Genomic DNA, 24,723 nt, shown 5'->3' with positions numbered 1-24,723 from the left:
AGACCACGCCAATCCCGAGGAGCGGCCCCGGTGACCACCATGACCCCCTACCCCGAAGACCCCGCGGCTCCCTTGCCGCCACGACTCCCGCGTCTGTCGGCGCTCTCGGTCCCGACCAGGGCCGATGTCTACGCCACCACCCCACACGACACCCTGGCGGCACAGGCACGGCCCGCGTCCGTCTCAGGCCCGGACCCGGGCCACGGCGTCGCCGGAACCATCGAAGCGCTGCCGCCGCGACGGCCCGACGCGGTGTCGGGCGACCGGCTCGCAGGGGGCTTGGACGTACGCCACCCGGGAGGCGGCCATGTACCGCAGCCCGCGGACCTGATCGCGGAACGCTCCCAGGGCCTGCCACCCGCGAACGGTGTCTCCCGCTGCGCCCACGCCTCGACCGGCACGTCCGCCGACGGCCTGGCGGGCCCGGCCTGCGGTGAGGCCATGGCGGCAGTGGCCGTTGCCGAACGGTTCGACCCGTTCACCGCACCCGGCGGCGGCCTGGCCGGCCCGGACACCGGGGCCCTCGGCGGGCACGGAGACCTCGGCAGGGCCGGGCACGGTGACCTCGGCATGGCCAGGCATGATGACCTCGGCCTGGCCGGCCCGGAATCCGGGGCCCTCGGCGGGCACGGTGACCTCGGCATGGCCGGGCGCGGAACAGGGGGCGAGGTCGCCGGCGCGTCCCTGGGCGTCGGGACCCTGCCCGGCCCCTCGGAAGCCCCACCCGGCGGCCGGAGCGAGCACGCCGACGACGGCGGCGCTGCCGGAGCCCTGCCCGCCGCACAGCAGGCACTCGACACCCTGACCGCCGCACAGCAGGCGCCCGACAACCTGACCGCGGGGGGAGAGCGTCGAGCGGGCCGGCTCGGATCGGAGACGGCCGAACTGCCCCTGCATCTGCTCTTCCGGGACGGGGAGGCGCAGACCCGGCCCGTCGACACCGAGGACGACGGCGGTCCGGACACCGTCGCCATGCCCGTCGTCCCTTCCGGCCGTACCGGAGAACAGGACCGGGCCACCGCCGCCAAGCCGGGCCGCCGGTCCGTGCCGCCGGTCGACGCCCGGCTGCGCGAGCGGCCGGGGCCCGTTCTGCCGGGCTGGATGGGGCTGTTCATCGGGTCCGGTGTGCTCGCCGTGGCCGCGAACCTGCTGTACCGGGCCGGTGCCTTCCCCGACCGGGTCACCCATCTGTTCGGGCTGGGCGCGCACCCCTACCGGGGCATCGGCTTCGGTGAGTGGATCGTGCTCGGAGTCTGCGTGGCGATCGCGGTGTTCACGCTCGGCGGCCTCGGCCGCGGACGTGCGGGCCACGCCTGGGTCCTCACCCTGTTCGGTGAGTACCGCGGCAGCGTCCGCCGGTGCGGACTCATGTGGGTGAGCCCGCTCCTGCTCAGGCGGCGCGTCGACGTACGCCTGCGCCACTGGCGCAGTGAGCCGATGCCCGTCGTCGACGCGGACGGCAGCGCGCTGAAGGCCGTCGTGCTGGTCGTGTGGCGGATCGAGGACACGGCGCGTGCCGCGCTGTCCGTGGCGGACCACGAGGCGTATCTGCGGGAGCAGGTCGAGGCGGCGACGGCGCGGGTGTTCTCCCGGTTCCCCGCCGACATCTCCCCGGCGGTCGGCGGGGCAGCCGCCCGTCAGGACGAGGACACCCCCACGCTGCGCAACACCGAAGACGTGGGCGACGCGCTCACCAGGGAGCTGATGGCGGAGTGCGCCCCGGTCGGCATCGAGGTCTTCTCGGCGCAGCCGACGCGCGTGGAGTACGCCCCCGAGGTCGCGGCCGCGGTGCGCCGCCGCCAGATCGCCGCGATCGAGGCCGAGCACCGGGACACCCTGCTCAACTCGGTGGTGGACGCGGTCGACAAGACGGTGCAACGGCTCACCGTACGCGGACTGGTGGAGCTCGACGACTACGAGCGCAAGGCCCTGGTGCGGGATCTGACCATGGCCTTCTGCACGGGTCGCCCCGGCGGGAACGACGGGGCGTGAGAGGCGCGGAACCGGGGGTCGCGATTGGTCTGGACATGTTTAACAGGCGACCATAATCTGGGACTTGGTCTAGACCGGAACGTGCACGACCGCACAAGCACCCGAGTGCGACAGGGCACGGCGCGCGCACGGCTCACAGAACTCCCCCACGTTCTCCAGGAGCGACAGCATGCGAAGACGAATAGGCGCGGCCTTGCTCGGGCTTGCGGTGGCGGGCGGCACGATGCTCGCCACCGGCAGCGCCAGCAGCCACGGTTACACCGACTCCCCCCTCAGCCGCCAGAAGCTCTGCGCCAACGGCACGGTGGCGAACTGCGGTGAAATCCAGTGGGAGCCCCAGAGCGTCGAGGGCCCCAAGGGCTTCCCCTTGGCCGGTCCGGCCGACGGGACGATCTGCGCCGGCGGCAACAGCCGCTTCGCGCAGCTCGACGACCCGCGCGGTGGCGCCTGGCCCGCGACCAGGGCGTCCTCGGGGCAGAACTTCACCTTCCGGTGGCAGTTCACCGCCCCGCACTCCACCACCGACTTCAGGTACTACATCACCAGAAACGGCTGGAACCCCAGTCGGCCGCTCACCCGGGCCGCTCTCGATCCACAGCCCTTCCTGACCATCCCCTACAACGGCCAGCGCCCGCCGTTCACGCTCAGTCACACGGGCACACTGCCGTCCAAGTCCGGCCGCCATCTGATCCTGGCGGTGTGGACGATCAATGACACCCCGAACGCCTTCTATGCCTGCTCGGACGTTCAGTTCTGACGTCCTGTCAGCTACCGTACGGCGCCATGGCGAGCTCCCGTGGCACCGGAGGCAGAGCGACCGTTGCGGACCTCATAGCGCGCCAGTGGGGTGACCACCGGGTGGGGCTGCGGTTCGAGGACGTCGTCCTCAGCCACCACCAGATCGCCTCCGGCGCGGCCGCGCGTGCCGCGCTGCTCGCGGAGCTGCTGCCCCGGGGCTGTGAGCCGCACCTCGGGATCCTGCTCGACAACACTCCGGAGTTCCCGCTCTGGATCAGCGCGGCGGCCCTCGCCGGGGCCGCCGTCGCCGGCATCAACACCACCCGCCGGGGCGGCGAACTGGCCCGCGACATCCTGCACACCGAGTGCCGGGTGCTGGTCACCGAGCGCGCGCATCTGCCCCTGCTGGACGGTCTCCCACTTCCCGGCGTACGGGTGCTGGTGACGGACACCGACGCTTACGCCGCACTCCTCAGGCCCTATGAGGGGGCGAAGCCGGACGAGGCGACGGTCCGCGCGGTGCGGCCGGAGAGCCGGCTGCTGCTCTGCTTCACCTCCGGCTCGACCGGTGCTCCCAAAGCGGCGATCTGCAGCCAGGGGCGACTCGCGGCGGCCGGTGCGTCGCTCGTGGCGCACTTCCGGGTGAGTCCCGACGACGTCCACTACGTCTGTATGCCGATGTTCCACGGCAACGCGGTGATCGCCGACTGGGCGCCCGCGCTGGTGGCCGGCGCGCAGGTCGCGCTGCGCCGGCGTTTCTCCGCCTCCGGCTTCCTGCCGGACGTACGGGCGTACGGCGCCACGTACTTCACCTATGTCGGGCGGGCCGTGCACTATCTCCTGGCCGTGCCCGAGCGGGACGACGACAGGGACCACCGGCTGCGGATCGGCTTCGGCACCGAGGCGGGGGCCGTGGACGCGGACCGTTTCGAGCGGCGCTTCGGTGTGCGGCTCGTCGAGGGATACGGCTCGTCCGAGGGCGGCGCGGCCGTCCAGCGCACCCCCGGCACTCCGCGCGCGGCCATCGGGCGCCCCGCGCCCGGCGGCGATCTGGCCGTGCTCGATCCGTCGGGCGAGGAGTGCGAAGCCGCGCGCTTCTCCCCGGACGGCCGGCTGCTCAACGGAGACCGGGCGATCGGAGAACTGGTCAACCGGGGCCCGAGCCCCTTCGAGGGCTACTGGCGCAACCCGGAGGCGGACGCGGCACGCGTGAGGCGTGGCTGGTACTGGACCGGTGACCTCTTCTTCCGCGACGCCGAAGGTTTCCTGTACTTCGCGGGCCGCACCGACGACCGGCTCCGGGTGGACGGCGAGAACCTCGCCGCCGCGACGATCGAGAACATCCTCGGCCGCTGGGACGCCGTGGCGGGCGCCGCGGTCTATGCCGTCCCGGACCCCGTCTCGGGTGACCAGGTCATGGCCGCCCTCGCCCTGAGTCACGGCGTCAGCTTCGACCCGGCGGCGTTCGACGCCTTCCTCGATGCCCAGCCCGATCTGGGGACCAAGATGACGCCGCGCTTTGTGCGCGTGGTGCCCCGGCTCCCGGTCACGGCGACCAACAAGATCCACCGGGTCGCGCTGCGGCATGAGACGTTCCGCTGCGCGGATCCGGTCTGGTGGCGCCCGGCGGGCGAGGCCCACTACCGTCCGCTGACCCAGGAGGACAAGGCGATCCTGCAGCGCACGTACGAGGAGCACGACCGTATCGAGCTGCTCGAGCGCTGAGAGCGGGCAGGGAAGTGACGCAGCTCATGCCTTCGGGTGCCGGTGCCCGGCGGAAAACCACAAGGCCCCTCGCTCGAACGAGGGGCCTTGTGAGAGGTGCGCCGCCAGGGACTCGAACCCCGGACCCGCTGATTAAGAGTCAGCTGCTCTAACCAACTGAGCTAGCGGCGCGGGTTGCCGTTCCAGCCGCTCTCGGCGGCTGACGACAGAAGTAATACTACCTGGTCCGCTGAGGTACTCGTGACCAGCCGCCCGGTGGCCCGCGATCACCCTCCGGCGGTGCTCAGAGGGTCAGTGAAAGGACCACCGGTGCCGCCCGGCGGTTCAGTGTGTCCGCCGCCGCACGCAGCCGGTGCGCGTGCTCGATCGGGAGGGAGAGGGCCAGACAGCCCACGGACGACCCGGCGGTCAGCGGCACCGCCGCGCAGACCGTGCCCACCGCGTACTCCTGCAGATCCAGCACCGGGACCGTGGGCGGCTGCGCGTCCAGCTTGGAGAAGAGGACCTTCTCATTGGTGATCGTCCGCGAGGTCAGCCGCGCGATCCGGTGCCGCGAGAGATGGTCGCGGCGGCCGTTCTGGTCGAGCTGGGTGAGCAGGCACTTGCCGACCGCGCTGGCGTGGGCCGCCGAGCGGAAGTCGACGTACTCGTTGACCTTGGGCGTGCGCGGGCCGTCGGCGTACTGCGTGATCTTGACCTCGCCGTCGATGTACCTGCTGATGTAGACCGCGGCGCCGACCGAGTCGCGCAGCTCGGTGAGCGTCTCCTGCAGCTTGCGCTCCAGGGCCTCCTGCCGGGTGGCGCCCGAGCCCAGCAGGACGAGCGAGTCGCCGATCACATAGGCGCCGTCCCCGACCTGCTCGACATAGCCCTCGCGCCGCAGCATCAGGAGCATGGAGGCCAGATGCCCGGTGGGCAGACCGGTCTCGCGCGCGATCTGGACATCGGTTACCCCGCTGCCGTGCCTGGAGATCGTCTCCAGTACGCGCAGGGCGTATTGCACCGAGTGGAACGGCGCGGTCGGCTCCGGCTTCAGCGCCACGGTTTCCCCCTACCAGGTTGTGACCGCAAGCTTCCGTACCACGATAGCCGCCAAGAACCATCTGTGGGGCGGCTGTTGGCGAGAATTGTCGTGCGCCCCGGGGGTATATCCAGGGGCGCACGACAGTGGCATATGCCAGAGTCAATACTTATTCGAAGGGTGAAAGGTCAGAGCACCGCACCGAGGAACTCCCGGGTACGGTCCTGCTCCGGATCGGAGAAGATTTTCTCCGGCGTTCCCGATTCGATGACCTTCCCCGAGTCGAACATCAGCACCTCGTCGGAGATGTCCCGGGCGAAGTTCATCTCGTGGGTCACACAGAGCATGGTGATGTCGGTCGAGCGGGCGATGTCCCTGAGTACGTCCAGCACCCCGGCCACCAGCTCGGGATCGAGCGCCGACGTGACCTCGTCCAGCAGCAGCACCTGGGGCCGCATCGCCAGCGCGCGGGCTATCGCCACCCGCTGCTGCTGGCCCCCGGACAGCTGCGTCGGTCTGGCGTCCAGGCGATCGGCGAGTCCCACGAGATCGAGCAGCCCGCGGGCGCGCTCCTCCGCCTCGTCCTTGGACAGTCCCAGCACGCGCACCGGCGCCTCGGTGATGTTCCGCAGCACGCTCATGTTGGGGAACAGGTTGAACTGCTGGAAGACCATGCCGATCTTCTTGCGCACCTCGCGCCGCTGCTTCTCGTCGGCCGGGTAGAGCCGGCCGCCGTTGACGTCGATCGTGCCCTCGTCCGGCTTCTCCAGCGTCATCAGCAGCCGCAGGATCGTCGTCTTGCCCGAGCCGGACGGCCCGATCAGGGTGACGTGCCTGCCCGGGCGCACCGAGAAACAGAGGTCGTCCAGGACGGTGTTGTCGCCGAAGCGCTTGGTGACGTTGGTGAAGCGGATGAGTTCTTCGGTCCGGGTGTCGGTGTCAGCGGGCAAGGCGGCGCTCCAGGGTCCGTACGAGCAGGGAAGCCGGGTAGGCGATGACGATGAACGCGATGCCGACGACGGTCAGCGGCTCCGTGTACTGGAAGGTCGCGGCGCTCTCCAGGCGCGACTGCTGGAGCATCTCCAGCACGCCGATCCCGGCGAGGATCGGCGTGTCCTTGAGCATCGCGATCACGTAGTTGCCCAGCGCGGGCACGATGCGGCGCACCGCCTGCGGCAGGATCACCGCGAACCAGGTCCGGTGGGGCGGCAGGCTCAGCGCCGTGGCGGCCTCCCACTGTCCGGCCGGTACGGCGTCGATGCCGGCGCCGTAGACCTTCGCGGTGTACGTCGAGTAGTGCAGCCCGATCGCGATCGTGCCGGTGGCGAGGGCGGAGAACTGCACACCCCACTCGGGCAGCACGAAGAAGAGGAAGAAGAGCTGCACCAGCAGCGGGGTGCTGCGGATGAACTCGGTGAGCAGTCCCACCGGCCAGCGCACCAGGCGCAGGTCCGACCGCAGCGCGAGCGCCCAGACGAGTCCGAGCGTGAAGGACAGCACCGAGCCCAGCACCAGCACCTGGAGCGTGAGGAGCACACCGTCCCAGAAGCGCGGCATGAAGTCCGCGACAGCGGACCAGTCCCAGGTCACTTGACCGTCACCCCCACATTGGCCTTGGTCCTGCGCTCCAGCGCCTTCATGGAGCGGGTGATGACGACGGCGAGCACGAAGTAGATCACCAGCGTGATCGTGTAGATCTGTGCGCTCTCCTGCGTGGCGAGGCGCACCAGATACGCCGCGAACGACACATCGCCCACGCCGAGGAGCGACACCAGGGCCGTCCCCTTGAGCAGCTCGACGAGCAGATTGCAGAACGACGGGATCATCTCGGGCACGGCCTGCGGCAGCAGGACCAGCCGCATCCGCTGCCAGGGCGTGAAGCTGAGCGCGATCCCGGCCTCGCGCTGGGCGGGCGCCACCGAGTTGAGGGCGCCACGCACGATCTCGGCGCCGTACGCGCCGTAGGAGAGGCCGAGCGCGAGCACCGCCGCCCACAGGGGGACCAACTGCCAGCCCAGCAGCGGCGGAAGCACGAAGAACAGCCAGAACATCAGGATCAGCGCCGACGTTCCGCGGAACACCTCCGTGTAGAAGGCGGCGAGGAAGCGGACCGCGCGCGAGCGATGGGTCCTGGCGATGCCGACACCGAACGCGACGGCCGCGGCCAGTGCGGCGCTGTAGACGGTGAGCTGGATCGTGATCCAGATCCCCGGGAGCACCCAGTTCTGCCACAGTCCGGCGGTCATCGGCACAGCTCCTTCGCCGTGAGCTTCGTCATCTCGCTCTCGGTGAAGCCGAACCGGCGCAGGATGCGGAAGAGCTCACCGCTCTTCTTCATCCGGTGGATCTCGGCGTTGAAGGCGTCCCGCAGCGCGGTGTCGGTCGGCCGGAAGGCGAAGCCCCCGCCGTCGATCTTCTTCTTGCCGTCCACGACCGCGGCGAACGGCTCGGTCGCCTCGGCCCTGGCGCTGCCCTTCACGACCTCGCGGGTGGTGAGGGCGGTGCCGGCGAACACGTCGACACGTCCGGACTCGACGGCGTTCAGCCCGGCCACCTGGTCCTGGAGGATGACGATGTCCTTTTCGGGACAGCCGGCCGCGACCGCGTAGTCGAGTTCCGCATAACCGGTACCGGTGGCGAACTTCGCCGTGGTCCGCACGACATCGTCGTAATTGTGCAGATTCATCGGATTCCCTTTGCGCACGATGAATGCGTCCAGCATCTGGTATTCGGGATCCGAGAAGACGACCTGTGCGCAGCGTTCCTTGTTGATGTACATCCCTGCCGAGACGACGTCGAACTGCTGCGAATTGAGGCCGGGTATCAGCGAGGCGAAATCGGTGGCGACCGGCTGGACACGGGGCACCCCGAGACGCTGGAAGACGGCCTTCGCGAGCTCCGGCGCCTCGCCCGTGAACTCGCCGTCCTTGTCGATGTAGCCGTACGGCACCTCGCCCGCGATGCCGAGGCGCACCGTGCCCTGGGATCTGAGCCGGGCGAGCCCGTCGCCCTCGGGCACCCGGGCACAGCCCGCCGCCCCCGCGGCGCCGAGGGCACCCGCCGTACCCAGCAGCACGGTGCGCCGACGTATCGCTCGTCTGGTGTGTTCAGCCGTGTGAGGAGCCATGGGCGCGCGGCTACCCGACCCGGGACGGGGTATGCGTGGTCAATGGCCGATCGATCCGACCGCTTCATCGACGTGTTCCTCGCCCGGCGGGGCGTGCACTGCACGGCCCGCCTCCTCGACGACCGCGCGCCCCTGACCTGTCAGGCCGTGTGGGACGCACTGCCGCTCGGCAGCGACGTGTACCACGCGAAGTACGCGCGCAACGAGATCTACGCCCTCTTCTCCGCCTTCGCCGACCGTGAACCCCCGCTCGAGAACCCGACCGTGACCCCCATCCCGGGAGACCTCTGCTACTTCACCTTCAGCGGTACGGAGCTGAGTACGGCGGCCTACGGCTACGACCGGGACCTCTCCCGGCCGGTGACCGTGGACCTCGCGCTCTTCTACGAGCGCAACAACCTGCTGCTCAACGGCGACACGGGCTGGGTGCCGGGCATCGTGTGGGGCACGGTGGTCGACGGTCTGGACCGGATGGCCGAGGCCTGCCAGGACCTGTGGCGGGCGGGTGCGCTGGGGGAGACGCTGAACTTCCGGCGGCTGTGAGGAGCGTCGGCTGCGAGGAGCCCGACCCGGGCATGTTCCCCGCGGGGGACGTGCCCGCGGCGGCAGCCGTCAGAGGGCGGGCGGCGGCGGGATCGCCGCCGCGCCCGACACGTAAAGGGCGTGCGCGGCGCGCAGCACGAGCGCGTCCTGGTGGCGGGCCCCGACCAGCTGGACCCCGATCGGGAGCCCGTCCCCGTCCACCCCGCAGGGCACGGTCGCGGCGGGCTGCTGGGTGAGATTGAAGGGGTAGGTGAACGGGGTCCACCCCGTCCAGCGCCGGTGCCGCGAGCCGCCGGGCACCTCCACGCCCGCCTCGAAGGCCGTGACCGGCAGCGTGGGCGTGACGAGCAGGTCGTACGAGGTGTGGAAACGGCCCATGCGCCGGCCCAGGTCCATCCGCACGTCCACCGCTGCGAGATAGTCCAGCGCCGAGGCCCGGGCGCCGTCCGCGCAGATCTCCCGCAGACCCGGATCGAGCAACTCCCTCTGCCCCGCGTCGAGATGCTGGACGATCCGGGCCGCTCCGCTGAACCACAGGGTGTGGAAGGCTTCCACGGGATCGGCGAGATCCGGGTCGGCCTCCTCGATGTACGCGCCGAGCCCGGCCAGCCGCGCTACGGCCGAACGGACGGCCGACGCCACCTCGGGCCTGACCGCGACCTGCCCTCCGAGGGACGGCGAGAAGGCGACGCGCAGCCCCTTCACGCCCTCGGCGCCCGCGCCGAGCCCGCCGGCGGTCGCGGGCGCGGGCGCCGACTGGGACCAGTCCCGCCAGTCCTGCCCGCTCAGCACATCCAGCAGCAGGGCCGCGTCGGCGGCGTCACGCGCCATCGGCCCGGCGTGCGCCAGGGTGCCGAACGGGCTCGCCGGATACAGCGGAATCCTGCCGTAGGTGGGCTTCAGCCCGAAGATGCCGCAGAAGGACGCCGGGATGCGCACGGAACCACCGCCGTCCGTTCCGACCGACAGCGGTGCGGCGCCCAGGGCCACGGCCGCGGCGCTGCCGCCGCTGGAGCCGCCCGAGGTCCTCGACAGGTCGTACGGATTGCGGGTGACCCCGCTCAAGGGGGAGTCGGTGACACCTTTCCAGCCGAACTCGGGCGTGGTGGTCTTCGCGACGAGCACGGCGCCGGCCTTCCGCAGTCCGGCCACGGCCGGGGAGTCCTCGTCCCAGGCAGAGGCGCCGGGCCGTACCGTCCGGGATCCGCGCAGGGTCGGCGCGCCCGCCTGGAGCAGCAGGTCCTTGACGGTCACGGGCACTCCGTCGAGCGGACCGAGCGGCTCCCCCCTGCGGCGCCGTACGGTGGCCGCCTCGGCTTGGGCGAGGGCTCCTTCGGCGTCGGTCCGGACGAACGCGTTCACCGACGGCTGCACCGAATCGATCCGGGCCAGCACGGCGCGGGTGACGTCCACGGGGGAGAAGTCGCCCCGCTCGTATCCGCCGATGAGCTGATGGGCGGTCAGTTCGGTCAGTACGGTCGGACCACTCTGCTCAGGTGTCATGGGAGGGCACGTACCCACGTTCCTTGTCGACCACGTTCGGCAGCGGCTTTCCGGCCGCCCACAGGGTGAACAGCTCGACGAACTGCTCGCCGAGCCGGTCGCGCCAGCCGACCGTGTCCCCGCTCATATGTGGTGAGACGATCAGGCCGGGCACCTCCCAGAGCCGGTCGTCGGGCCCCAGCGGCTCGTCCGTGAAGACATCGAGGGCCGCACCGGCGATCCGCCGCTCCGTGAGCGCGGCGACCAGTGCGTCCTCCACCACCAGTGCGCCGCGGCCGACGTTGACGAACCGGGCGGACGGCTGCATCAGCCCGAACCGCCGGGCGTCGAACATGCCCCGTGTCGCGTCCGTCAGCGGCGCCGCGCACACGACCCAGTCGGCGCGGGCGATGAGCCGGTCCAGATCCCCGGCCCCGTGGACACCCGGGCGCGCGGTGCGACCGGTGACGGCGACGGTCACCCCGAGCGCGCGCAGGGTGCGTGCGATCGCCAGCCCGATGGGGCCGGCGCCGGCGACGACCGCCCTGCTGTCCGCGACCCGCACACCCTCACGGTGGTGCCAGCGGCGCCGGCGCTGCAGCTCCAGGGTGCGGGGGAGGTCCTTGGCCAGGGCGAGCACCAGACCGGCCACGTATTCGGCGATGGGTTCCTCGAAGATCCCCCGGGCGTTGGTGAGCACGGTGTCCGAAGCGGTGAACTCGGGGCACAGCAGCCGGTCGACGCCCGCGCTCGCCGTGTGCACCCAGCCGGGGCGCCGGCCCGGCCCCGGCCAGGCGCGGCGAACCGCGTCGGAGGTGAAGTCCCACACCAGCAGCGCGTCCGCGCCGGGCAGTTCGCGGGCGAGGGAACGCTCGTCGGCATAGCGGATGTCGGCCTGGCCGATGAGCCGGCCGAGGCGCGGCGGAGGGTCAGCTTCCAGTACCAGGAGAACCGGGACGGACATCGCGGGGAAACCGTTTCTGGACGTCTGACATGTACGGATTGACCCACGCTCGCACCCCAACCTAACGTCGTCAACAAGACGTCATAGGGGGCCTGTGATGGATGTGTCCCTCGAGGTTTCGTTTCTGGGCGGTCCCGCTCCGCAGCGTGGCATCGGCGTGGTCGCCCCCTTCGACTTCGCGCTCGACCGGGAACTGTGGCGCTGGATCCCGGACGCCGTCTCGCTGCGTCTGACCCGTACGCCGTTCGTCCCGGTCGAGGTCTCGCTCGATCTGGCCCGGCTGGTCAGCGAGCACGAGACGCTCGCCAACGCGGTCAGGGCGCTGTCCGTGTCAGAGCCGGAGGTCGTCGCCTACGCCTGCACCTCGGGCAGTTTCGTCGGCGGGCTGGCCGGGGAGCGGGCCATGTGCGAGGCCATGACCCGGGCCGGGGACGTCGCCTCGCTCACCACGTCGGGAGCGCTCCTCGAAGCGCTCGAGGAACTGGACGCACGGCGGATCGCCCTGGTCACCCCCTATACGGAGTCCGTGACCGGGGCGCTGGAGGAGTATCTGGGCGAAGCTGGGGTAGCGGTCACGGGCCGCGCCTTCCTGGGGCTGACCCGGCACATCTGGAAGGTGCCGTACCGGTCCGTGGTGGACATGGCGCGGCAGGCCGTCGCGGGCGCGGCGGACGCGCTCTTCATCAGCTGCACCAATCTGCCGACGTACGACGCGATACCCCAGCTGGAGGCGGAACTGCGCATACCGGTGATCTCCGCGAACCAGGTCACGATGTGGGCGGCGCTGCGCCGGATCGGGGCGTACGCGGTCGGCCCGTACCAGGCCCTGCTGATGGCCACCGAGGGGCCGCACGAGGAACCACCACCGCCACCGCCCCCTCCACCCCCGCCCGCACCGCCGTCCGCCCCGCACGGGGAACAGCAGGAAGGATGGACATGACGACCGTCGGACTCCTCTATCCGGGACACTCCGCCGAGGACGACTATCCGCGCATCGCCGTACTGCTCGACAGCGACATCCGGCTGCCGCTGTTCCACACCGACATCGGCGAGGACGCGCACCGCAGGGACGCGCTGCTGGAGATGGGTTCGGCGGCGCGGCTGGCGGCCGGGGTCGACGAGCTGCGGCTGGCCGGGGCCGAGTCGCTGATGTGGGCGTGCACGAGCGGAAGCTTCATCCGCGGCCGGGACGGTGCACAGGAGCAGATCCGGGAGCTGGCGCAGGCGTCGGGGCTGCCGGCCTCGAGCACGTCGTTTGCCTTCGTGCACGCGGCGCAGGCCCTCGGGGTGACACGGGTCGCGATCGCCGCGACCTACCCGGACGACATCACCGCCGCCTTCGGGGACTTCCTGAAGGCGGCCGGTCTCGAGGTCACCGCGATCAAGGCGAGCGGCGTCGTCACCGCCGCCGAGGTCGGCACCTGGGGGCGTGAGCAGGTCCTCGCACTGGCCCGGTCGGGGGACGACCCACGGGCCGAGGCGGTGCTGCTGCCGGACACCGCGCTGCACACGGCCGCCCATCTGGAAGAGCTGGAGCGCGAGCTGGGCAAGCCGGTGCTCACGGCGAATCAGGTCACGGTGTGGGAGGGGCTGCGGCTGGCCGACCGGCGGGCGTGGGCGGACGGGCTGGGCGCCCTGTTCGTCCGTCCGGAATGGGACCGTTCCGAGTGGCAGCCCAGCGGTGACTGAACGGCGGCCACGTATCTCGCGGAACCGCTCCCCGGGAGTGGGCGCGGGCCCCGGGGAATAACCGGAGAGTCCCTCCTGTTGTCGCCCCGGAAAGACGGCGGACGACGCAGGAGGGCCCACCCGTGGTGGCAGTGGACGCAAACGACGAGATCCGGGGAACGGCCCAGGGCGACGCCCCCGTACCCCTGTCCGTACTGGATCTGGTCACCGTCGGCAGTGGCCGCAGCGCCACCCAGGCCCTGCGCACCAGCGTGGACATCGCCAAGCTCGCCGAGCGCCGCGGCTACCACCGCCACTGGGTCGCCGAGCACCACTCCATGCCCGGAGTCGCCTCCTCCTCGCCCGCGGTGATCCTCGCCCATCTCGCCGCGCACACCGACCGCATCCGCCTCGGCTCGGGCGGTGTGATGCTGCCCAACCACGCCCCGCTGGTGATCGCCGAACAGTTCGGCACCCTGGAGGCCCTCGCACCCGGCCGTGTCGATCTCGGTCTGGGCCGTGCACCCGGTACCGACGGCGCCACCGCCGCCGCGCTGCGCCGCACCGACCGGCTGGGCGAGGGCGCCGACGACTTCCCGCAGCAGCTCGTCGAACTCATCCGGTTCCTGGACGACGACTTCCCGGACGGCCATCCCTACGCCCGGATCCACGCGGTCCCGGGCCCCGTCCAGAGCACCGCGCCCGGTGGGATGCAGTCCCCGGCCCGTCCGCCCGTCTGGCTCCTCGGCTCGTCCGGGTTCAGCGCCCGGCTGGCGGGCACACTCGGCCTGCCCTTCGCCTTCGCCCACCACTTCTCGGCACAGAACACCCTTCCGGCGCTCGACCTCTACCGGGAGTCCTTCCGCCCGTCGGAGGTCCTGGACGCCCCCTACGCTCTGATCGGTGTCTCCGCCCTCGCCTCCGACGACGCCCGCGAGGCCCGCCGCCAGGCGATGACCGGCGCCCTGGCGATGCTCCGGCTGCGCACCGGACGGCCCGGTCTGGTCCCCACCCCGGAGGAGGCCGGGGCGTACGCGTTCAGCCCGCTGGAGCGCGAGTTCGTGGACACCTGGCTCGGGAACGTCGTCCACGGCACGGCGGACGAGGTCCGTACGGGCCTGGACGACCTGCGTAAGCGCACCGGCGCCGACGAGCTGATGATCACGGCCAACGTCCACGACGGCCAGGCGCGACTGCGCTCGTACGAACTCATCGCGGACGCGTACGGGATGCCGGGGCGGGCCGTGGCTTAGGTCCCCCACGCTGGGGGCGCGACCGGCGGAAGGGTCAGGCGGTGGCGGGCGGGGTCACACCGCCTGCGGGCTGATCCCGATCATCCCGCCGATGTGGTCCGGACCGACCGCCCGCGAGTACAGCCAGCCCTGGCCCGTGTCGCAGCCGATGCGCCGCAGCCGCTCCGCCTGGCCCGCCGTCTCCACGCACTCGGCGGTGACCGTCAGCCCCAGCCGGTGGGCGAGCTGCACCATGGCCTCGACGATCGTCTCGTCCGCAGGGTTGGGGTGGCTTCCGTCGTCGTAGCGGAACCCGCGGACGAACGATCCGTCGAGCTTGAGCACGGACACCGGAAGCCGGCTGAGATAGGCGAGGTTCGAGTACCCCGTCCCGAAGTCGTCGATCGCGATCCGCACGCCCATGTCGCTCAGCGCCTGAAGCGCCTGGAGGGGCCGGCCCGCCGAGCCCATCACCGCCGACTCGGTCAGCTCCAGCTGCAGCAGGTGCGGCGCGAGGCCCGTCTCCGCCAGGATCTCCGCCACATCGGCGACCAGGTCGGAGTCCCATACCTGGCGGACCGCGACATTGACGCTGACGAACAGCGGCCTGGCCCCCGGGTGGTCGATCTGCCACTGCCGCGTCTGCCGGCAGGCGGTGCGCAGGATCCACCGTCCGAGCTGGACGATCGAGCCGTCCTCTTCCGCAATTCCGATGAACCGATTCGGCGCCAGCGTGCCGAACTGCGGGTGGTTCCACCGCACCAGCGCCTCGACGCCCCGGACCACGCCGTCCGCCATCCCCACCAGGGGTTGGTACTCGAGCGCGAACTCGCCGCGCTCGACGGCGGGACGGAGGGTCGACGACAGCGCCTGGCGGGTCATCCGGTAGGCGTTGCGCTCCGGGTCGAAGAAGGTCCAGCGGGCTTTCCCGTCCGCCTTCGCCCAGTACAGCGTGGTGTCCGCGTCCTGCATCAGCCCGGTCGCCGTGGTTCCCTCGGCGGCCCGCTCCACGACCCCGATGGACGCCGACACCGACAGCCGCTGTCCGACCAGGTCGAACGGCTGCTGGAGCGAGACCAGCACGGACCGCGCGAGGTCCGCGAGATGCTCCGTACCCATCGAGTCCTCGACCAGGATGGCGAACTCGTCACCGCCGAGGCGTGCGACCAGATGCCCTCCGCTGCGGGTGTAGCCGTCGCTGTCGGCGCACTCGGTGAGGCGGGCCGCGACGGCCGCGAGCAGCCGGTCCCCGACGCGGTGCCCGAGGGTGTCGTTGACGGCCTTGAACCCGTCGAGATCGAGGTAGCACAGACCGATCCGGCCGGTGCCGTCGTGCTCGTACGACGAGGTCTCCAGCGCGGTGGAGAGCCGCTCGAAGAACAGCGTGCGGTTGGGCAGCCGGGTCACCGGGTCGTGCATCTGGAGATGGCGCAGCCGTGCCTGCAGCTCGCGCCGCTCACTGATGTCCGCCACGCAGACGAGGGCGCGGCGGCCGTCCGGCACGGGGGTGACCGTGACCTCCGTCCAGAGCGAGCGTCCGTCGGGGTGCTTGAGTCTGCGAGTGCAGCGGAAGCGGGAGCTGCGGCCCTGGAGCACCTCGCGGTATGCGTGCCGGGTACGGGCGTCGGCCGTGAGGTCGACGAGGTCGGCGGCGGACTGCTCGTGCAGTGCGGCCGGTTCGGTGCCCAGCAGGGCGGCCAGCGCGGCGTTGGCGGAGACGACACGGCCCTCGTGGTCGACGAGGGCCATGGCGATCTGGGCTGTGTTGAAGGCGGCTCGGTAGTCGGCGAGCTCGGCGGTGGAGGGGGTCGGGGCGGCACAGGGGCCGGGGGAGCCGGGTGCCGAGATCGGTCCGGGTGGCGCCGCGGGCGCCGTGGCGGGGGCGGTATGCGTCCGGGCGGGTGGTGCGACGGCCGGCGCGAAGCCCGGTGCGGACAGGGCGGGTGCGGACGGAGCGGATGCCTGCGGCGTGCAGGGGCCGGGCGCTCCCGCGGTGGTACGGCCCGGGGCGGTGTGCACCGCCGCGGTGTCGTGACGTTCCGTGACCGGAGGTGAGGTGCTCCCGGATGCCGTGACGGCCGCGGGACTCGGCCCTTCGGGATTTCCGCTCACCGCTCGCTCCCGCTGTGCGTCGTGTCGGTCAGGTCCGGTCGAGGCCGGAAAGCCGGGAAAGTGTGCCGATCATAGAGGCTGGCCGGGAGCCGTTCCAGCGTGTGTGCCGTGATCAAGCGCACCCGAAGGTCCAGACCGATCGTTTCTGCGCGGCTGTGGCTGTGGTTGTAGCTGTCGTGATCGGTTGTGACTTTCTGTGAGACCTCGGGGTGTCGCCCCTTCCTCACCCGGCCGGGCCAGCGGAAAGAGCGAATTACCTAAAACCATCACAAGGTGGGTGGGGCGTCCCGTAATTCGCAGCCGGAGGTCGACGTGGAGGGTCAGCAGACGCACGCGGGGACACCCGAGGGGGTGGATCGGCCCCGTCTGCGTGCCACGGCCGCCGCCCTCACCTCGCTCATGGCCCTCGCCGCCACCTCTCTCGTCGCCGGCCCCGCCGTGGCCGACACCTCCGCGAACAGCTGCGCCCTGCCGCGTACCTCCGCCCACCACTCCATCGGTCTTGACACCTGGAACTCCGCCTATCCCCGGCCCGATCGCGACCTGGACGCGGTCATGGTCTTCCTCTCCTTCCCGGACGCGGCCCCGCGGGCCAGACCGGCCGAACTGGCCGCCGACCACTTCCCGGCGACCTCCGACTTCTTCCGGCGGGCCTCCTACGGGCGGTTCAATCTGCGCGCGCATCCGCTGCAGAAGTGGATCACGATGCCGCAGCCCTCCACCGCGTACCGGATGAAGCGGGACTGGGACGCGCGCCGGCGCGCCGCCTATCTGCGGGACGCCATCGCCGTGGCCGACCCGGTGGTCGACTTCTCCCGCTACGACATCGTCTATCTGGTGGCCGACCCGGACGCTCCGGGCGTCGACTCCGATGCCACCAAGGTGGTGAACTTCGACTATCCGCTGTCCGCGGACGGTACGGACATCAGACGCGTGGTGACCGTCTTCGAGCGGCATCCCCCCGACCGCAATGTGCTGGCCCACGAGACCGGGCACGTCTTCGACCTCCCGGACCTCTACCACCGGCCCTCGGACGGCAAGGCCGACTGGGACACGCACGTCGGGGACTGGGATGTGATGGGCAGCCAGTTCGGGCTCGCCCCGGACCTCTTCGGCTGGCACAAGTGGAAGCTCGGATGGCTGAACGAGGGCGAGGTGCGGTGCGTCGCGGGCAGGCGGGCGGCGGACCGGATGGTCACCCTGGACTCGATCGGCGCCGAGCCGGTCCCGGGCGGTTCGCTGGGGACCCGGCTCGCGATCGTACGGACCGGTGAGAACTCGGCGCTCGCGATCGAGGCCCGGGGCATCGCGGGCAACGACCGGGACACCTGCACCGAGGGCGTCCTGATCTACCGCGTACGGAACGAGGCGGCGTCGGGCGGCGGGCCGGTCGAGGTGGTCGACGCCCACCCGCACACGGAGGCGTGCTGGGGCCAGTCGGTCTACCCGGGGCTGGCGGACGCACCGCTGGGGGTGGGGGAGACCTTCACGGTGCCCAAGGACCGGGTGCGTGTGCAGGTGGTGGACCGCACACCCTCGGGGGCGTGGACGGTCAAGATCACACCCGTGGTGTCGTGAGCGGATGCGAACACGAAAAGGCCCCTCGCCTGAGCGAGGGGCCTTTCCCGTCGGTGCGCCGCCAGGGACTCGAACCCCGGACCCGCTGATTAAGAGTCAGCTGCTCTAACCAACTGAGCTAGCGGCGCCTGCTGACGTCGTAGACATTAGCATCCTGATCCGCGGGAGGAAAAATCGATATACGGACCGTCGAGGCGGAGGCCGCGCGGACGGCCCGTACGCATGCCCAGCGCAGGACCTCGGCGCCCGGCAGCCAGGGCTGACGGGTGTCCGGCGCGACCACCCAGCGTGGTCCGGCGGGCGCGGCGGCCGCGGAGGGCGGCACGAGCGGCGGGATGGTGATCTCGTCCCCGGTGCCATGGGACAGCAGCGGCGGCACGGATGCCCCGCACTCCTCCCAGGCGAGCAGGGACGGTAATCGCTGCGCCGTCCCCGGCGCGGTGAACAGAAGCATCCTTCCGCGGTGGAGCGCCACAGGCCCGGTACCCGGGCCCTGGGACCACAGCTGCTCGAGCATCCGGCGCCCGAAGATCGCCGGGACGTTCACGACGTCGAAGACCACCCCGCAGGGTACGACCGCGGGAGCACCGGGCTCCGCCTCCCACAGCGCCAGGGTCGAGCGCGGATAGGCACTGGCCGACGCCAGCCACTGGGCGCCCGGCTCGGTGATCTGGGCGGTGCGATGGGTATCGGAGTCGTCGCGCAGCAGCGCGAAGATGTCACGCCGACGCTCGTCGCCCTCGAGGGCCGGGCACAGGGGGATCTCGTCTCGCAGCCATGTGCTCATGGCGCTTACATCTACCGGCATCCCGAACCCGATATCCGTGATTGGTGGGAAATCGGGACGGGGCAGGGCGGGGAGGCGTATCTTGCCCCCTCGGCATATGCCGACTCACCGCGCATCGCGCATGTGCCGCCGGTCGCCCATGCCGCCGCGGGCCGCGCTCGCTCGCGGCCGGACGCGGCCGGGTGTGGGTCTACTGGGCCCCCGGCTCCGCCGCACGGAGCAGATCGCGGCCGAACTCGACCATCTTCCTCGCGTAGTCCTCGCTCCACTCGGCCCGCTCCGCGATGTCCGCCGCCGTCAGCCGGTCGAAGCGGCGGGGGTCGGCGAGCTGGGCCGCCGCGACCGCCTGGTACTCCAGGGCGCGGTCCGCCGCGGCCTGGAATGCGAGGGTCAGCTCGGTCGCGCGCGTCAGCAGCTCCCGGGGGTCCTCGAGCGACTCCAGGTCGAAGAAGTGCTCCGGATCGGAGGCGGCCTCCGAAGGCTCGAAGATCAGCGGCGCAGGCCGCATCCGCCGCTCGCTCCGCTCCGAGGACTCCGCCATACCCGTCTCCTCTTCGTGTATCCCGGCCACCCCGCCGTCCCGGCCACCCACCATTGTCCCGCTCCGCGCAAGAGGCCGGAACAGCCCCTTGCGCGGAGCGGTCCCGCGGCGACCGGACCATGTCCGCACCGGCCCGGACAGGACCTACGGCGACCAGGTCACACGGTGCTCCGCCAGGTGCGACAGCACCGCGTGGTTCGCCTCCCAGCCGTCCGGAAACTTCATGGTCACGCCCAGCTGCACGGGATCCGTCGACGGGTGCTCGTCCAGCAGCTCCGCCACCCCCGCGCGGCACACGACGACGCAGGCGTGCCGGTGCCGGGACGCCAGCACGCACAGCCGGCCCGTCTCCAGATGGAACGCCGTCGCGTCGGGGCGGCCCGACAGCGGGTGCAGTACGACCGTGACGTCGAATTCCCGCCCCTGGAGCCGGTTGGCCGTGTCCACGGCCACCCCGTCCACCCCGAGCTCCGCGAGCGCCCCCCGCACGGCCGCCGCCTGGTCGCGATGGGCCGTACCGACCGCTATCCGCTCCTGCGTCAGCGGCACCGGGTCCTGCGACCGCTCCGACACCGACACGCCCCCGCGGTCGAGGAGACGCCGGACCACCAGGGCCACCGCGCGCACCGCCTCGGGGTCGGTGCGCGGGGTGTGCCGAGCGGGCAGCTCCAGCAGGCCCCATCCGGACTCCGCCGCCTCGTCCAGCACCCGGTCGGGCCCCGACCCGTCCGACGCGACGCCGAAGGACAGCCGGCGGTCGCCCGCCCCCGTGCCGCTGCGGAACGGCGTGTACGGGTAGAACGCCCCGGACACCAGCGGAGCCGCCGACGCCGGAAGACGCCACGACACGGGCAGCCGGTGCTGCGGCAGCCCGGGATTGTGCGCCAGCAGTGTGGAGACCGCGCTCGCCGAAGGGTCGTAGGAGAGCCCCGCCCACTGATCGGCGCCCACCACAGAGAACGGGTCCAGCTGCCCCGGGTCGCCCACGAACAGCGCCCGTTCGAAGAGTCCCGCCACGGCGAGCAGCGCGTCGGAGCGCATCTGGTACGCCTCGTCCACGATCGCGTGCCGCCACGGCTCGACGCCCTTCACATGCGCCCACTTCGCAGCCGTCGAGATCACCACGTCCAGGCCCGCGAGATCGCCGATCCTGGCCGACTTGCGCACGTGCTCCAGGCCGTCGAGGGCCTTGTCGTACGGAGCGGGGTCATTGCTGTGCAGCCTGCCGACCGGCAGCTCCGGCTCCTTCTCGGCGAGCCGCAGCACCAGATCGTCCACCTGGGCGTTCGTCTGGGCGACGACCATCAACGGCCTTCCGGCCGCGGCCAGTTCGAGCGCCGCACGCACCACGAGGGTCGATTTGCCCGCGCCGGGCGGCGAATCCACGACGACACCCCGTGCGTCCCCGTCCAGCGTGTCCGCCAGGATCGCGTCGGTGGCGCGGGCGGCGGCGGTGCCGGGGTCGAGCAGGGGGGTCACGGTGCCGGTCACAGCAGATCCTCCGAGGTCACGAGGTCGGGGCCGTCCACCGCGTCGGACCGCGGCGGACCGCCGTGCGTCCACGGGGTCTCCTCCGGGTCCGGCAGCTTCGGCCCGCCGCGCTGGTCGTGCTCGAACAGCGTCCAGGCGATCAGATCGCCCTTCTCGGGCACCGATCCCTCGGCCGGGTCCCGGGAACGCCCCATCCGGTCCAGCAGCCGCAGCACGGCCGAGCCGTCGTCCTCGTACCGGACGAACTCGGCGCTCTGCGGCCTGCCCTCCAGGGAGCGGTACACCTTCACGCCCGCACCCAGATGCGGCACGTCGTCCGTACACAGCGTGAGCAGCGGCCGTGGCGAAGGCCGCTTCGACTCCGACCAGGCCATCGTGACGTCGGTGATCTCACCGACGAACGCCTCGCCCGCGAGCCGCCGCCCCGCCAGCACCAGCGGATCGTCAAGTGCCTCCTGAGCCTCCAGCTGAGCCTGCGCCGTCTCCCGCGCGGCGAGCTTCTGCGCCGCCGTCACCGCGTCGTCGCGGCGCGGCTGGGGCGGCTCACCGGCCCGCACCCGGTCGCGATGACCGGTGAACGACCAGCGGTCACGGGTCCAGCGGTCGGCGACCCGGGCCCCCTCGGGCAGCTCACCCAGCAGCTCGATGCCCTGCCACACGGCGTCCCAGGTGGGCCGCAGGATCTTCTCCAACAGCCCCCGGATCTCCCCCTCGGCCCCCGCAAGCCGGCCCAGCCACTCGTCCGCGGCCGCTCCGTCCTCCGCGGCGGCCAGTGCCTGGCGCGCCCGGTCGTAGCGCTCCACCGCGGGCGCCAGCAGCCGGTTGTCGAACGCCGGGTCCGTGGCGGGACCGGCCGGAGGGCACACCAGCTGCCCCTCACGGTCCCGGGCGGACTCCGCCCGCAGCGCCGCCCCGGCGCCCGACTCGTCCCCGGGCGGAGCTATCCAGGCCAGCAGTGCGCCCAGGTGCTGGTCCTCGAGCGCGGACTGCCCCGTCGCCCAGTGCCGGCCCAGCAGATCCGTCATCGCCAGCAGCAGCGACGAACCGGGCACCCGGGCCCGCTCCCCGTAGTGCGTCAGCCAGCGTCCGAGCAGCGGGACGCGCGGTGGCGCCGGATACGGCGTGTCCGGATCCTGCTCGACCGTCCGCCGGAACCGCATGGACCTGCCGAGCAGCCGGACGAAGTCGATGCCGGGCCGGCTGGGCACGATCAACTGCGGGGCGTCCGCGCACAGTTCGACGTCGACCTTGACCCGCTTGCCGGTCTCCGGGTCCGTCTCCGTGCGCTCGGCGGCCTCGACGTCGTCCGCGTAGCCGTCGAGGTGAGGGAGCACGCATTCGGCCAGCTCGGCCAGGAACGCGGAGCGCAGATCGCGGTCGCGGGGCTGCGCCACGCTCAGCAGCCGCGGTGCGTCCCGGTCCGTGCCCACGAGGGCTCCGAGCGGCGCCCCCGCCTCGCCGGCGGTCGTCAGCGGTACGAACACCAGCGGCCGCGCCGACAGATGCCGGTGCCGCACCGTGGCCAGCCGCTGGGCCCTCCCGCTCTCGACGGCCTCCAGCCGGGCGAGCGTACCGATCAGCGACATCCCGCGACCTCCAGCGCCTCTGCCCGTAGCGCCGCCGCGCGGCGCAGTGCCGCGACCGCCGGGTCCCGCGGATCCCCCGACTCGCCGCGGGCGGCGGCCAGCACATCGCCGACGGCCGTCAGCCCGCCCAGCTCACCGCGCACGGCACGGCCCAGCGACTCCACCGCACCCGCCGTGCGCGCCCGCTCCCGGCAGTGGAAGGCCAGCTCGCAGGCGGCCAGGCAGTCGGGAGCGTATGCGGAGGGCACCGCCTCCACCGACGCGGTCAGCTCACCGGCCGAGCAGCTCTCCACATCGAAGCTGACACCCTCCGGAAGCTCGGACGCGATCGCGTCGATCCGGGTCAGCCTGGCCAACTGCCGCCGCGTCACCGCCAGCTGCTTGCGCACGTCGACCGCGGAGGCCACCGGCAGGTTGGAGAAGTCCTTCGGACAGACCAGCAGCACCGAGTGCGCCACCCGCGCGCCGCCGGTCAGCGCCGCGGTCCGCTCCAGCGCCAGCACGTACACCGCGGCCTGGCGTGCCGCGGCCCCGACCTTGGCCGCGTCCGCCGAGCCGTCGACCACCGGGAACGACTTGATCTCCACGACCGTCCACCGGCCGTCGGGATGCACCACGACCGCGTCGGGCTCCAGATACGCCGGGGACCCTGCCACGTCCAGGGCCAGCATCGGGTGGTCGAGCAGTGTCCACACCCCCGCCTCCGTGGCCTCGCGAAGCGCCAGCGCGGTCCGCGCCGTGCGCCCCTCGGGGCCCGCCGCAGCCAGATCGGGGACCTCGGCCTGCTGTGCGTCGGCGACGCCGAGCAGCTTCAGCAGCTCCGCGCCGCCGTCGGCCTTGACCCGCGCCTCGAAGGCGTTGCCCCGCATGAACGCGAACTGCGACTGCCCGAAGGTGGCAGGCGAACCCAGGGCGCGGGCCAGCGCGGCCTTGTCCACCCCGGCGCCGTCCAGCAGCGCGCGCCGCTTGCACCCGGGGTTGGCGGCGAGGGCCGCGAGGGCGCGGGCGTCGAGCGGATGCGGCGCCGCGGAGGCGCCGCGCAGCTCAGCGAGTCGCTGCCGGAGTGCTGTCGCCGGCACCTGCGGAGGGGGTCCGCTGTCCAGGGATGTGCTCACCCGCGGAAGTCTCGCATCCGCCACTGACAATCGTGGGCTTCGTCCCGGTGGCGACCGTCCGGGAGCCCCGTCCGAACCGGGCCTTCACCCGGTTCGCGAGCAGCATCGCGGGCCGGGTGAGCAGCAGTCCTGCGCCCATCGTCGCCACTCCCGCGACCGCGTCCAGGAAGTAGTGGTTGGCGGTGCCCATGACCACGAGGGTGGTGATCGCGGGATATGCGACGGCGAGCGACCTGGTCACCGGGCCCCGGCCGTGCAGCCAGAGCATCACGCCGCACCACAGCGCCCAGCCGACGTGCAGACTCGGCATCGCCGCGAACTGGTTGGTCATCCCGCCGAGCCCCCGGGGCGCGCTCGCCTCGCCGCCCCACCAGCCGTACGAGCTGAACTGCGCCATCGTGTCGACGAAGCCGTGCTCCGCGTCGAGCAGCCGCGGCGGGCTGGTCGGCATGAGCGTGAAACCGATCAGCCCGAGCAGCGTGGAGAGCATCAGCCAGGTGCGTGCGGCCGGGTAGCTCCCAGGCCGGCTGCGGAACAGCCAGATCAGGATCGCCGGAGTGACCAGGTAGTGCAGGGAGGCGTAGGCGAAGTCGGCGGGTATGCCGAGCGCGGGGGTGTCGGTGAAGAGCCGGTTGAGCGGATGCTCGAAAGCGATGCCGAGACGTTTCTCCAGATGCAGGATCCCGAGTCCGTGGCCGATGGCGTCCGTCTCGTCGCCGCGTGCCAGCAAACGTCCTGCCGAGTACGCCGCGTAGACCACGACCACCAGTGGCAGTTCGGCCCACCAGCGAAGCCCGCGCGATTGCGGTCGAGCGTTCGGCTGAGCGTGCTGAGGCGTCGCCATCCGGGCGCTCTCCCTCTGGTGTTGGGGTGGTCGTGGACTGGTGTTGGGGTGGCTGTGGGCAAGCGTTCGACGTTACGAAGTAGCGGACGCAGGGCGGGTGGGCGGGGGTTGCTCGACGGTGGGCGGGGGTTGCTCGACGGCGATGAGGAGGCCGGCTCGCGGAGCAGCGGGGATGCC

At 71.9% G+C, this 24,723-nt stretch carries 22 protein-coding genes and 2 tRNA genes; 8 read left to right on the top strand and 16 right to left on the bottom strand.

The features are described from left to right. Positions 1 to 39: 39 nt before the first annotated feature. The 3 genes from ACTWOL_RS14015 to ACTWOL_RS14005 all read left to right on the top strand — a co-directional run bounded on the left by ACTWOL_RS14015 (position 40) and on the right by ACTWOL_RS14005 (position 4,455). The gene (locus ACTWOL_RS14015) at positions 40 to 1,992 is read left to right on the top strand and encodes an SPFH domain-containing protein (RefSeq protein ID WP_474301156.1); all 1,953 of its coding nucleotides are present in this window, start codon (positions 40 to 42) and stop codon (positions 1,990 to 1,992) included. Positions 1,993 to 2,161: 169 nt separating this feature from the next. Beyond that, positions 2,162 to 2,749, top strand: a complete 588-nt coding sequence (locus ACTWOL_RS14010; protein ID WP_474297016.1) for a lytic polysaccharide monooxygenase auxiliary activity family 9 protein — start codon at positions 2,162 to 2,164, stop codon at positions 2,747 to 2,749. A gap of 26 nt (positions 2,750 to 2,775) precedes the next feature. Then, positions 2,776 to 4,455 carry an AMP-binding protein gene (locus ACTWOL_RS14005; protein WP_474297015.1) on the top strand — a complete coding sequence of 560 codons (1,680 nt, stop codon included), beginning with the start codon at positions 2,776 to 2,778 and terminating at the stop codon, positions 4,453 to 4,455. A gap of 97 nt (positions 4,456 to 4,552) precedes the next feature. On the opposite strand, the gene ACTWOL_RS14000 is transcribed toward ACTWOL_RS14005, so the two are convergent. From ACTWOL_RS14000 to ehuB, 6 genes are all read right to left on the bottom strand, one after another. After that, a tRNA-Lys gene (locus tag ACTWOL_RS14000) sits at positions 4,553 to 4,626 on the bottom strand. 112 nt (positions 4,627 to 4,738) lie between these two features. Further along, complete coding sequence (locus tag ACTWOL_RS13995; protein ID WP_474297013.1) at positions 4,739 to 5,497, bottom strand: IclR family transcriptional regulator; 759 nt, start codon at positions 5,495 to 5,497, stop codon at positions 4,739 to 4,741. A 167-nt stretch (positions 5,498 to 5,664) separates the two neighbouring features. After that, positions 5,665 to 6,426: an ectoine/hydroxyectoine ABC transporter ATP-binding protein EhuA gene (gene ehuA, locus ACTWOL_RS13990; RefSeq protein WP_474297011.1), complete on the bottom strand. Its 762-nt coding sequence runs from the start codon at positions 6,424 to 6,426 to the stop codon at positions 5,665 to 5,667. After that, the gene (gene ehuD, locus ACTWOL_RS13985) at positions 6,416 to 7,066 is read right to left on the bottom strand and encodes an ectoine/hydroxyectoine ABC transporter permease subunit EhuD (protein ID WP_474297010.1); all 651 of its coding nucleotides are present in this window, start codon (positions 7,064 to 7,066) and stop codon (positions 6,416 to 6,418) included. Before ehuD ends, ehuA begins: the two co-directional genes overlap by 11 nt. Then, the gene (gene ehuC, locus ACTWOL_RS13980; protein ID WP_474297009.1) at positions 7,063 to 7,722 is read right to left on the bottom strand and encodes an ectoine/hydroxyectoine ABC transporter permease subunit EhuC; all 660 of its coding nucleotides are present in this window, start codon (positions 7,720 to 7,722) and stop codon (positions 7,063 to 7,065) included. The genes ehuD and ehuC overlap by 4 nt, the downstream gene beginning before the upstream one ends. Next, a complete protein-coding gene (gene ehuB, locus ACTWOL_RS13975; protein ID WP_474297008.1) occupies positions 7,719 to 8,603 on the bottom strand; it encodes an ectoine/hydroxyectoine ABC transporter substrate-binding protein EhuB in 885 nt (294 codons plus the stop codon). The genes ehuC and ehuB overlap by 4 nt, the downstream gene beginning before the upstream one ends. Positions 8,604 to 8,645: 42 nt before the next feature. Here ehuB and ACTWOL_RS13970 point away from each other — a divergent pair, with 42 nt between their 5' ends. Then, complete coding sequence (locus ACTWOL_RS13970) at positions 8,646 to 9,146, top strand: DUF3830 family protein (protein ID WP_474297007.1); 501 nt, start codon at positions 8,646 to 8,648, stop codon at positions 9,144 to 9,146. 69 nt (positions 9,147 to 9,215) lie between these two features. Here ACTWOL_RS13970 and ACTWOL_RS13965 read toward each other — a convergent pair whose 3' ends face one another. Further along, entirely contained in the window at positions 9,216 to 10,649 is a 1,434-nt protein-coding gene (locus ACTWOL_RS13965) for an amidase (RefSeq protein ID WP_474297006.1), read from the bottom strand. Then, positions 10,639 to 11,592 carry a D-2-hydroxyacid dehydrogenase gene (locus ACTWOL_RS13960; protein WP_474297005.1) on the bottom strand — a complete coding sequence of 318 codons (954 nt, stop codon included), beginning with the start codon at positions 11,590 to 11,592 and terminating at the stop codon, positions 10,639 to 10,641. Before ACTWOL_RS13960 ends, ACTWOL_RS13965 begins: the two co-directional genes overlap by 11 nt. A 97-nt stretch (positions 11,593 to 11,689) precedes the next feature. Here ACTWOL_RS13960 and ACTWOL_RS13955 point away from each other — a divergent pair, with 97 nt between their 5' ends. The 3 genes from ACTWOL_RS13955 to ACTWOL_RS13945 all read left to right on the top strand — a co-directional run bounded on the left by ACTWOL_RS13955 (position 11,690) and on the right by ACTWOL_RS13945 (position 14,513). Continuing rightward, positions 11,690 to 12,532: a maleate cis-trans isomerase family protein gene (locus tag ACTWOL_RS13955; protein WP_474297004.1), complete on the top strand. Its 843-nt coding sequence runs from the start codon at positions 11,690 to 11,692 to the stop codon at positions 12,530 to 12,532. Next, positions 12,529 to 13,281, top strand: coding sequence for a maleate cis-trans isomerase family protein (locus ACTWOL_RS13950; RefSeq protein ID WP_474297003.1), 753 nt, complete (start codon positions 12,529 to 12,531; stop codon positions 13,279 to 13,281). Before ACTWOL_RS13955 ends, ACTWOL_RS13950 begins: the two co-directional genes overlap by 4 nt. A 125-nt stretch (positions 13,282 to 13,406) precedes the next feature. Next, on the top strand, positions 13,407 to 14,513 hold the full coding sequence (locus tag ACTWOL_RS13945) for an LLM class flavin-dependent oxidoreductase (RefSeq protein ID WP_474297002.1): 1,107 nt from the start codon (positions 13,407 to 13,409) through the stop codon (positions 14,511 to 14,513). Positions 14,514 to 14,567: 54 nt separating this feature from the next. Here ACTWOL_RS13945 and ACTWOL_RS13940 read toward each other — a convergent pair whose 3' ends face one another. Beyond that, positions 14,568 to 16,604 carry a putative bifunctional diguanylate cyclase/phosphodiesterase gene (locus ACTWOL_RS13940; protein WP_474297001.1) on the bottom strand — a complete coding sequence of 679 codons (2,037 nt, stop codon included), beginning with the start codon at positions 16,602 to 16,604 and terminating at the stop codon, positions 14,568 to 14,570. A 312-nt stretch (positions 16,605 to 16,916) separates the two neighbouring features. Between ACTWOL_RS13940 and ACTWOL_RS13935 the strand changes: the two genes are divergently transcribed. Continuing rightward, positions 16,917 to 18,182, top strand: a complete 1,266-nt coding sequence (locus tag ACTWOL_RS13935) for a M6 family metalloprotease domain-containing protein (RefSeq protein WP_474297000.1) — start codon at positions 16,917 to 16,919, stop codon at positions 18,180 to 18,182. 54 nt (positions 18,183 to 18,236) lie between these two features. Here the strand turns inward: ACTWOL_RS13935 and ACTWOL_RS13930 are convergent. The 7 genes from ACTWOL_RS13930 to ACTWOL_RS13900 all read right to left on the bottom strand — a co-directional run bounded on the left by ACTWOL_RS13930 (position 18,237) and on the right by ACTWOL_RS13900 (position 24,546). Beyond that, positions 18,237 to 18,310, bottom strand: a tRNA-Lys gene (locus ACTWOL_RS13930). Further along, positions 18,301 to 18,969 carry a bifunctional DNA primase/polymerase gene (locus ACTWOL_RS13925; RefSeq protein WP_474296999.1) on the bottom strand — a complete coding sequence of 223 codons (669 nt, stop codon included), beginning with the start codon at positions 18,967 to 18,969 and terminating at the stop codon, positions 18,301 to 18,303. The genes ACTWOL_RS13930 and ACTWOL_RS13925 overlap by 10 nt, the downstream gene beginning before the upstream one ends. A gap of 190 nt (positions 18,970 to 19,159) precedes the next feature. Further along, positions 19,160 to 19,510, bottom strand: a complete 351-nt coding sequence (locus ACTWOL_RS13920; protein WP_474296998.1) for a hypothetical protein — start codon at positions 19,508 to 19,510, stop codon at positions 19,160 to 19,162. A 144-nt stretch (positions 19,511 to 19,654) separates the two neighbouring features. Next, on the bottom strand, positions 19,655 to 21,001 hold the full coding sequence (locus ACTWOL_RS13915) for an AAA family ATPase (RefSeq protein ID WP_474296997.1): 1,347 nt from the start codon (positions 20,999 to 21,001) through the stop codon (positions 19,655 to 19,657). After that, complete coding sequence (locus tag ACTWOL_RS13910; protein ID WP_474296996.1) at positions 20,998 to 22,587, bottom strand: hypothetical protein; 1,590 nt, start codon at positions 22,585 to 22,587, stop codon at positions 20,998 to 21,000. Before ACTWOL_RS13910 ends, ACTWOL_RS13915 begins: the two co-directional genes overlap by 4 nt. Further along, on the bottom strand, positions 22,578 to 23,702 hold the full coding sequence (locus ACTWOL_RS13905) for a hypothetical protein (protein WP_474296995.1): 1,125 nt from the start codon (positions 23,700 to 23,702) through the stop codon (positions 22,578 to 22,580). The genes ACTWOL_RS13910 and ACTWOL_RS13905 overlap by 10 nt, the downstream gene beginning before the upstream one ends. Continuing rightward, positions 23,632 to 24,546, bottom strand: coding sequence for a phosphatase PAP2 family protein (locus tag ACTWOL_RS13900; protein WP_474296994.1), 915 nt, complete (start codon positions 24,544 to 24,546; stop codon positions 23,632 to 23,634). Before ACTWOL_RS13900 ends, ACTWOL_RS13905 begins: the two co-directional genes overlap by 71 nt. Positions 24,547 to 24,723: the final 177 nt, after the last annotated feature.

The organism is Micromonospora sp. IBHARD003 (assembly GCF_056106285.1).
This window is presented reverse-complemented; position numbering and strand designations above follow the sequence as displayed.

Coding starts and splice junctions, on each gene's coding strand:
- ACTWOL_RS13950 (WP_474297003.1), top strand. CDS start 12,529: ATGACGACCGTCGGACTCCTCTATCCGGGACACTCCGCCGAGGACGAC.
- ACTWOL_RS13970 (WP_474297007.1), top strand. CDS start 8,646: ATGGCCGATCGATCCGACCGCTTCATCGACGTGTTCCTCGCCCGGCGG.
- ACTWOL_RS13955 (WP_474297004.1), top strand. CDS start 11,690: ATGGATGTGTCCCTCGAGGTTTCGTTTCTGGGCGGTCCCGCTCCGCAG.
- ACTWOL_RS13965 (WP_474297006.1), bottom strand. CDS start 10,649: ATGACACCTGAGCAGAGTGGTCCGACCGTACTGACCGAACTGACCGCC.
- ACTWOL_RS13920 (WP_474296998.1), bottom strand. CDS start 19,510: ATGGCGGAGTCCTCGGAGCGGAGCGAGCGGCGGATGCGGCCTGCGCCG.
- ACTWOL_RS13925 (WP_474296999.1), bottom strand. CDS start 18,969: ATGAGCACATGGCTGCGAGACGAGATCCCCCTGTGCCCGGCCCTCGAG.
- ACTWOL_RS13910 (WP_474296996.1), bottom strand. CDS start 22,587: ATGTCGCTGATCGGTACGCTCGCCCGGCTGGAGGCCGTCGAGAGCGGG.
- ehuC (WP_474297009.1), bottom strand. CDS start 7,722: ATGACCGCCGGACTGTGGCAGAACTGGGTGCTCCCGGGGATCTGGATC.
- ACTWOL_RS14005 (WP_474297015.1), top strand. CDS start 2,776: ATGGCGAGCTCCCGTGGCACCGGAGGCAGAGCGACCGTTGCGGACCTC.
- ehuB (WP_474297008.1), bottom strand. CDS start 8,603: ATGGCTCCTCACACGGCTGAACACACCAGACGAGCGATACGTCGGCGC.
- ACTWOL_RS14015 (WP_474301156.1), top strand. CDS start 40: ATGACCCCCTACCCCGAAGACCCCGCGGCTCCCTTGCCGCCACGACTC.
- ACTWOL_RS13960 (WP_474297005.1), bottom strand. CDS start 11,592: ATGTCCGTCCCGGTTCTCCTGGTACTGGAAGCTGACCCTCCGCCGCGC.
- ACTWOL_RS13900 (WP_474296994.1), bottom strand. CDS start 24,546: ATGGCGACGCCTCAGCACGCTCAGCCGAACGCTCGACCGCAATCGCGC.
- ACTWOL_RS14010 (WP_474297016.1), top strand. CDS start 2,162: ATGCGAAGACGAATAGGCGCGGCCTTGCTCGGGCTTGCGGTGGCGGGC.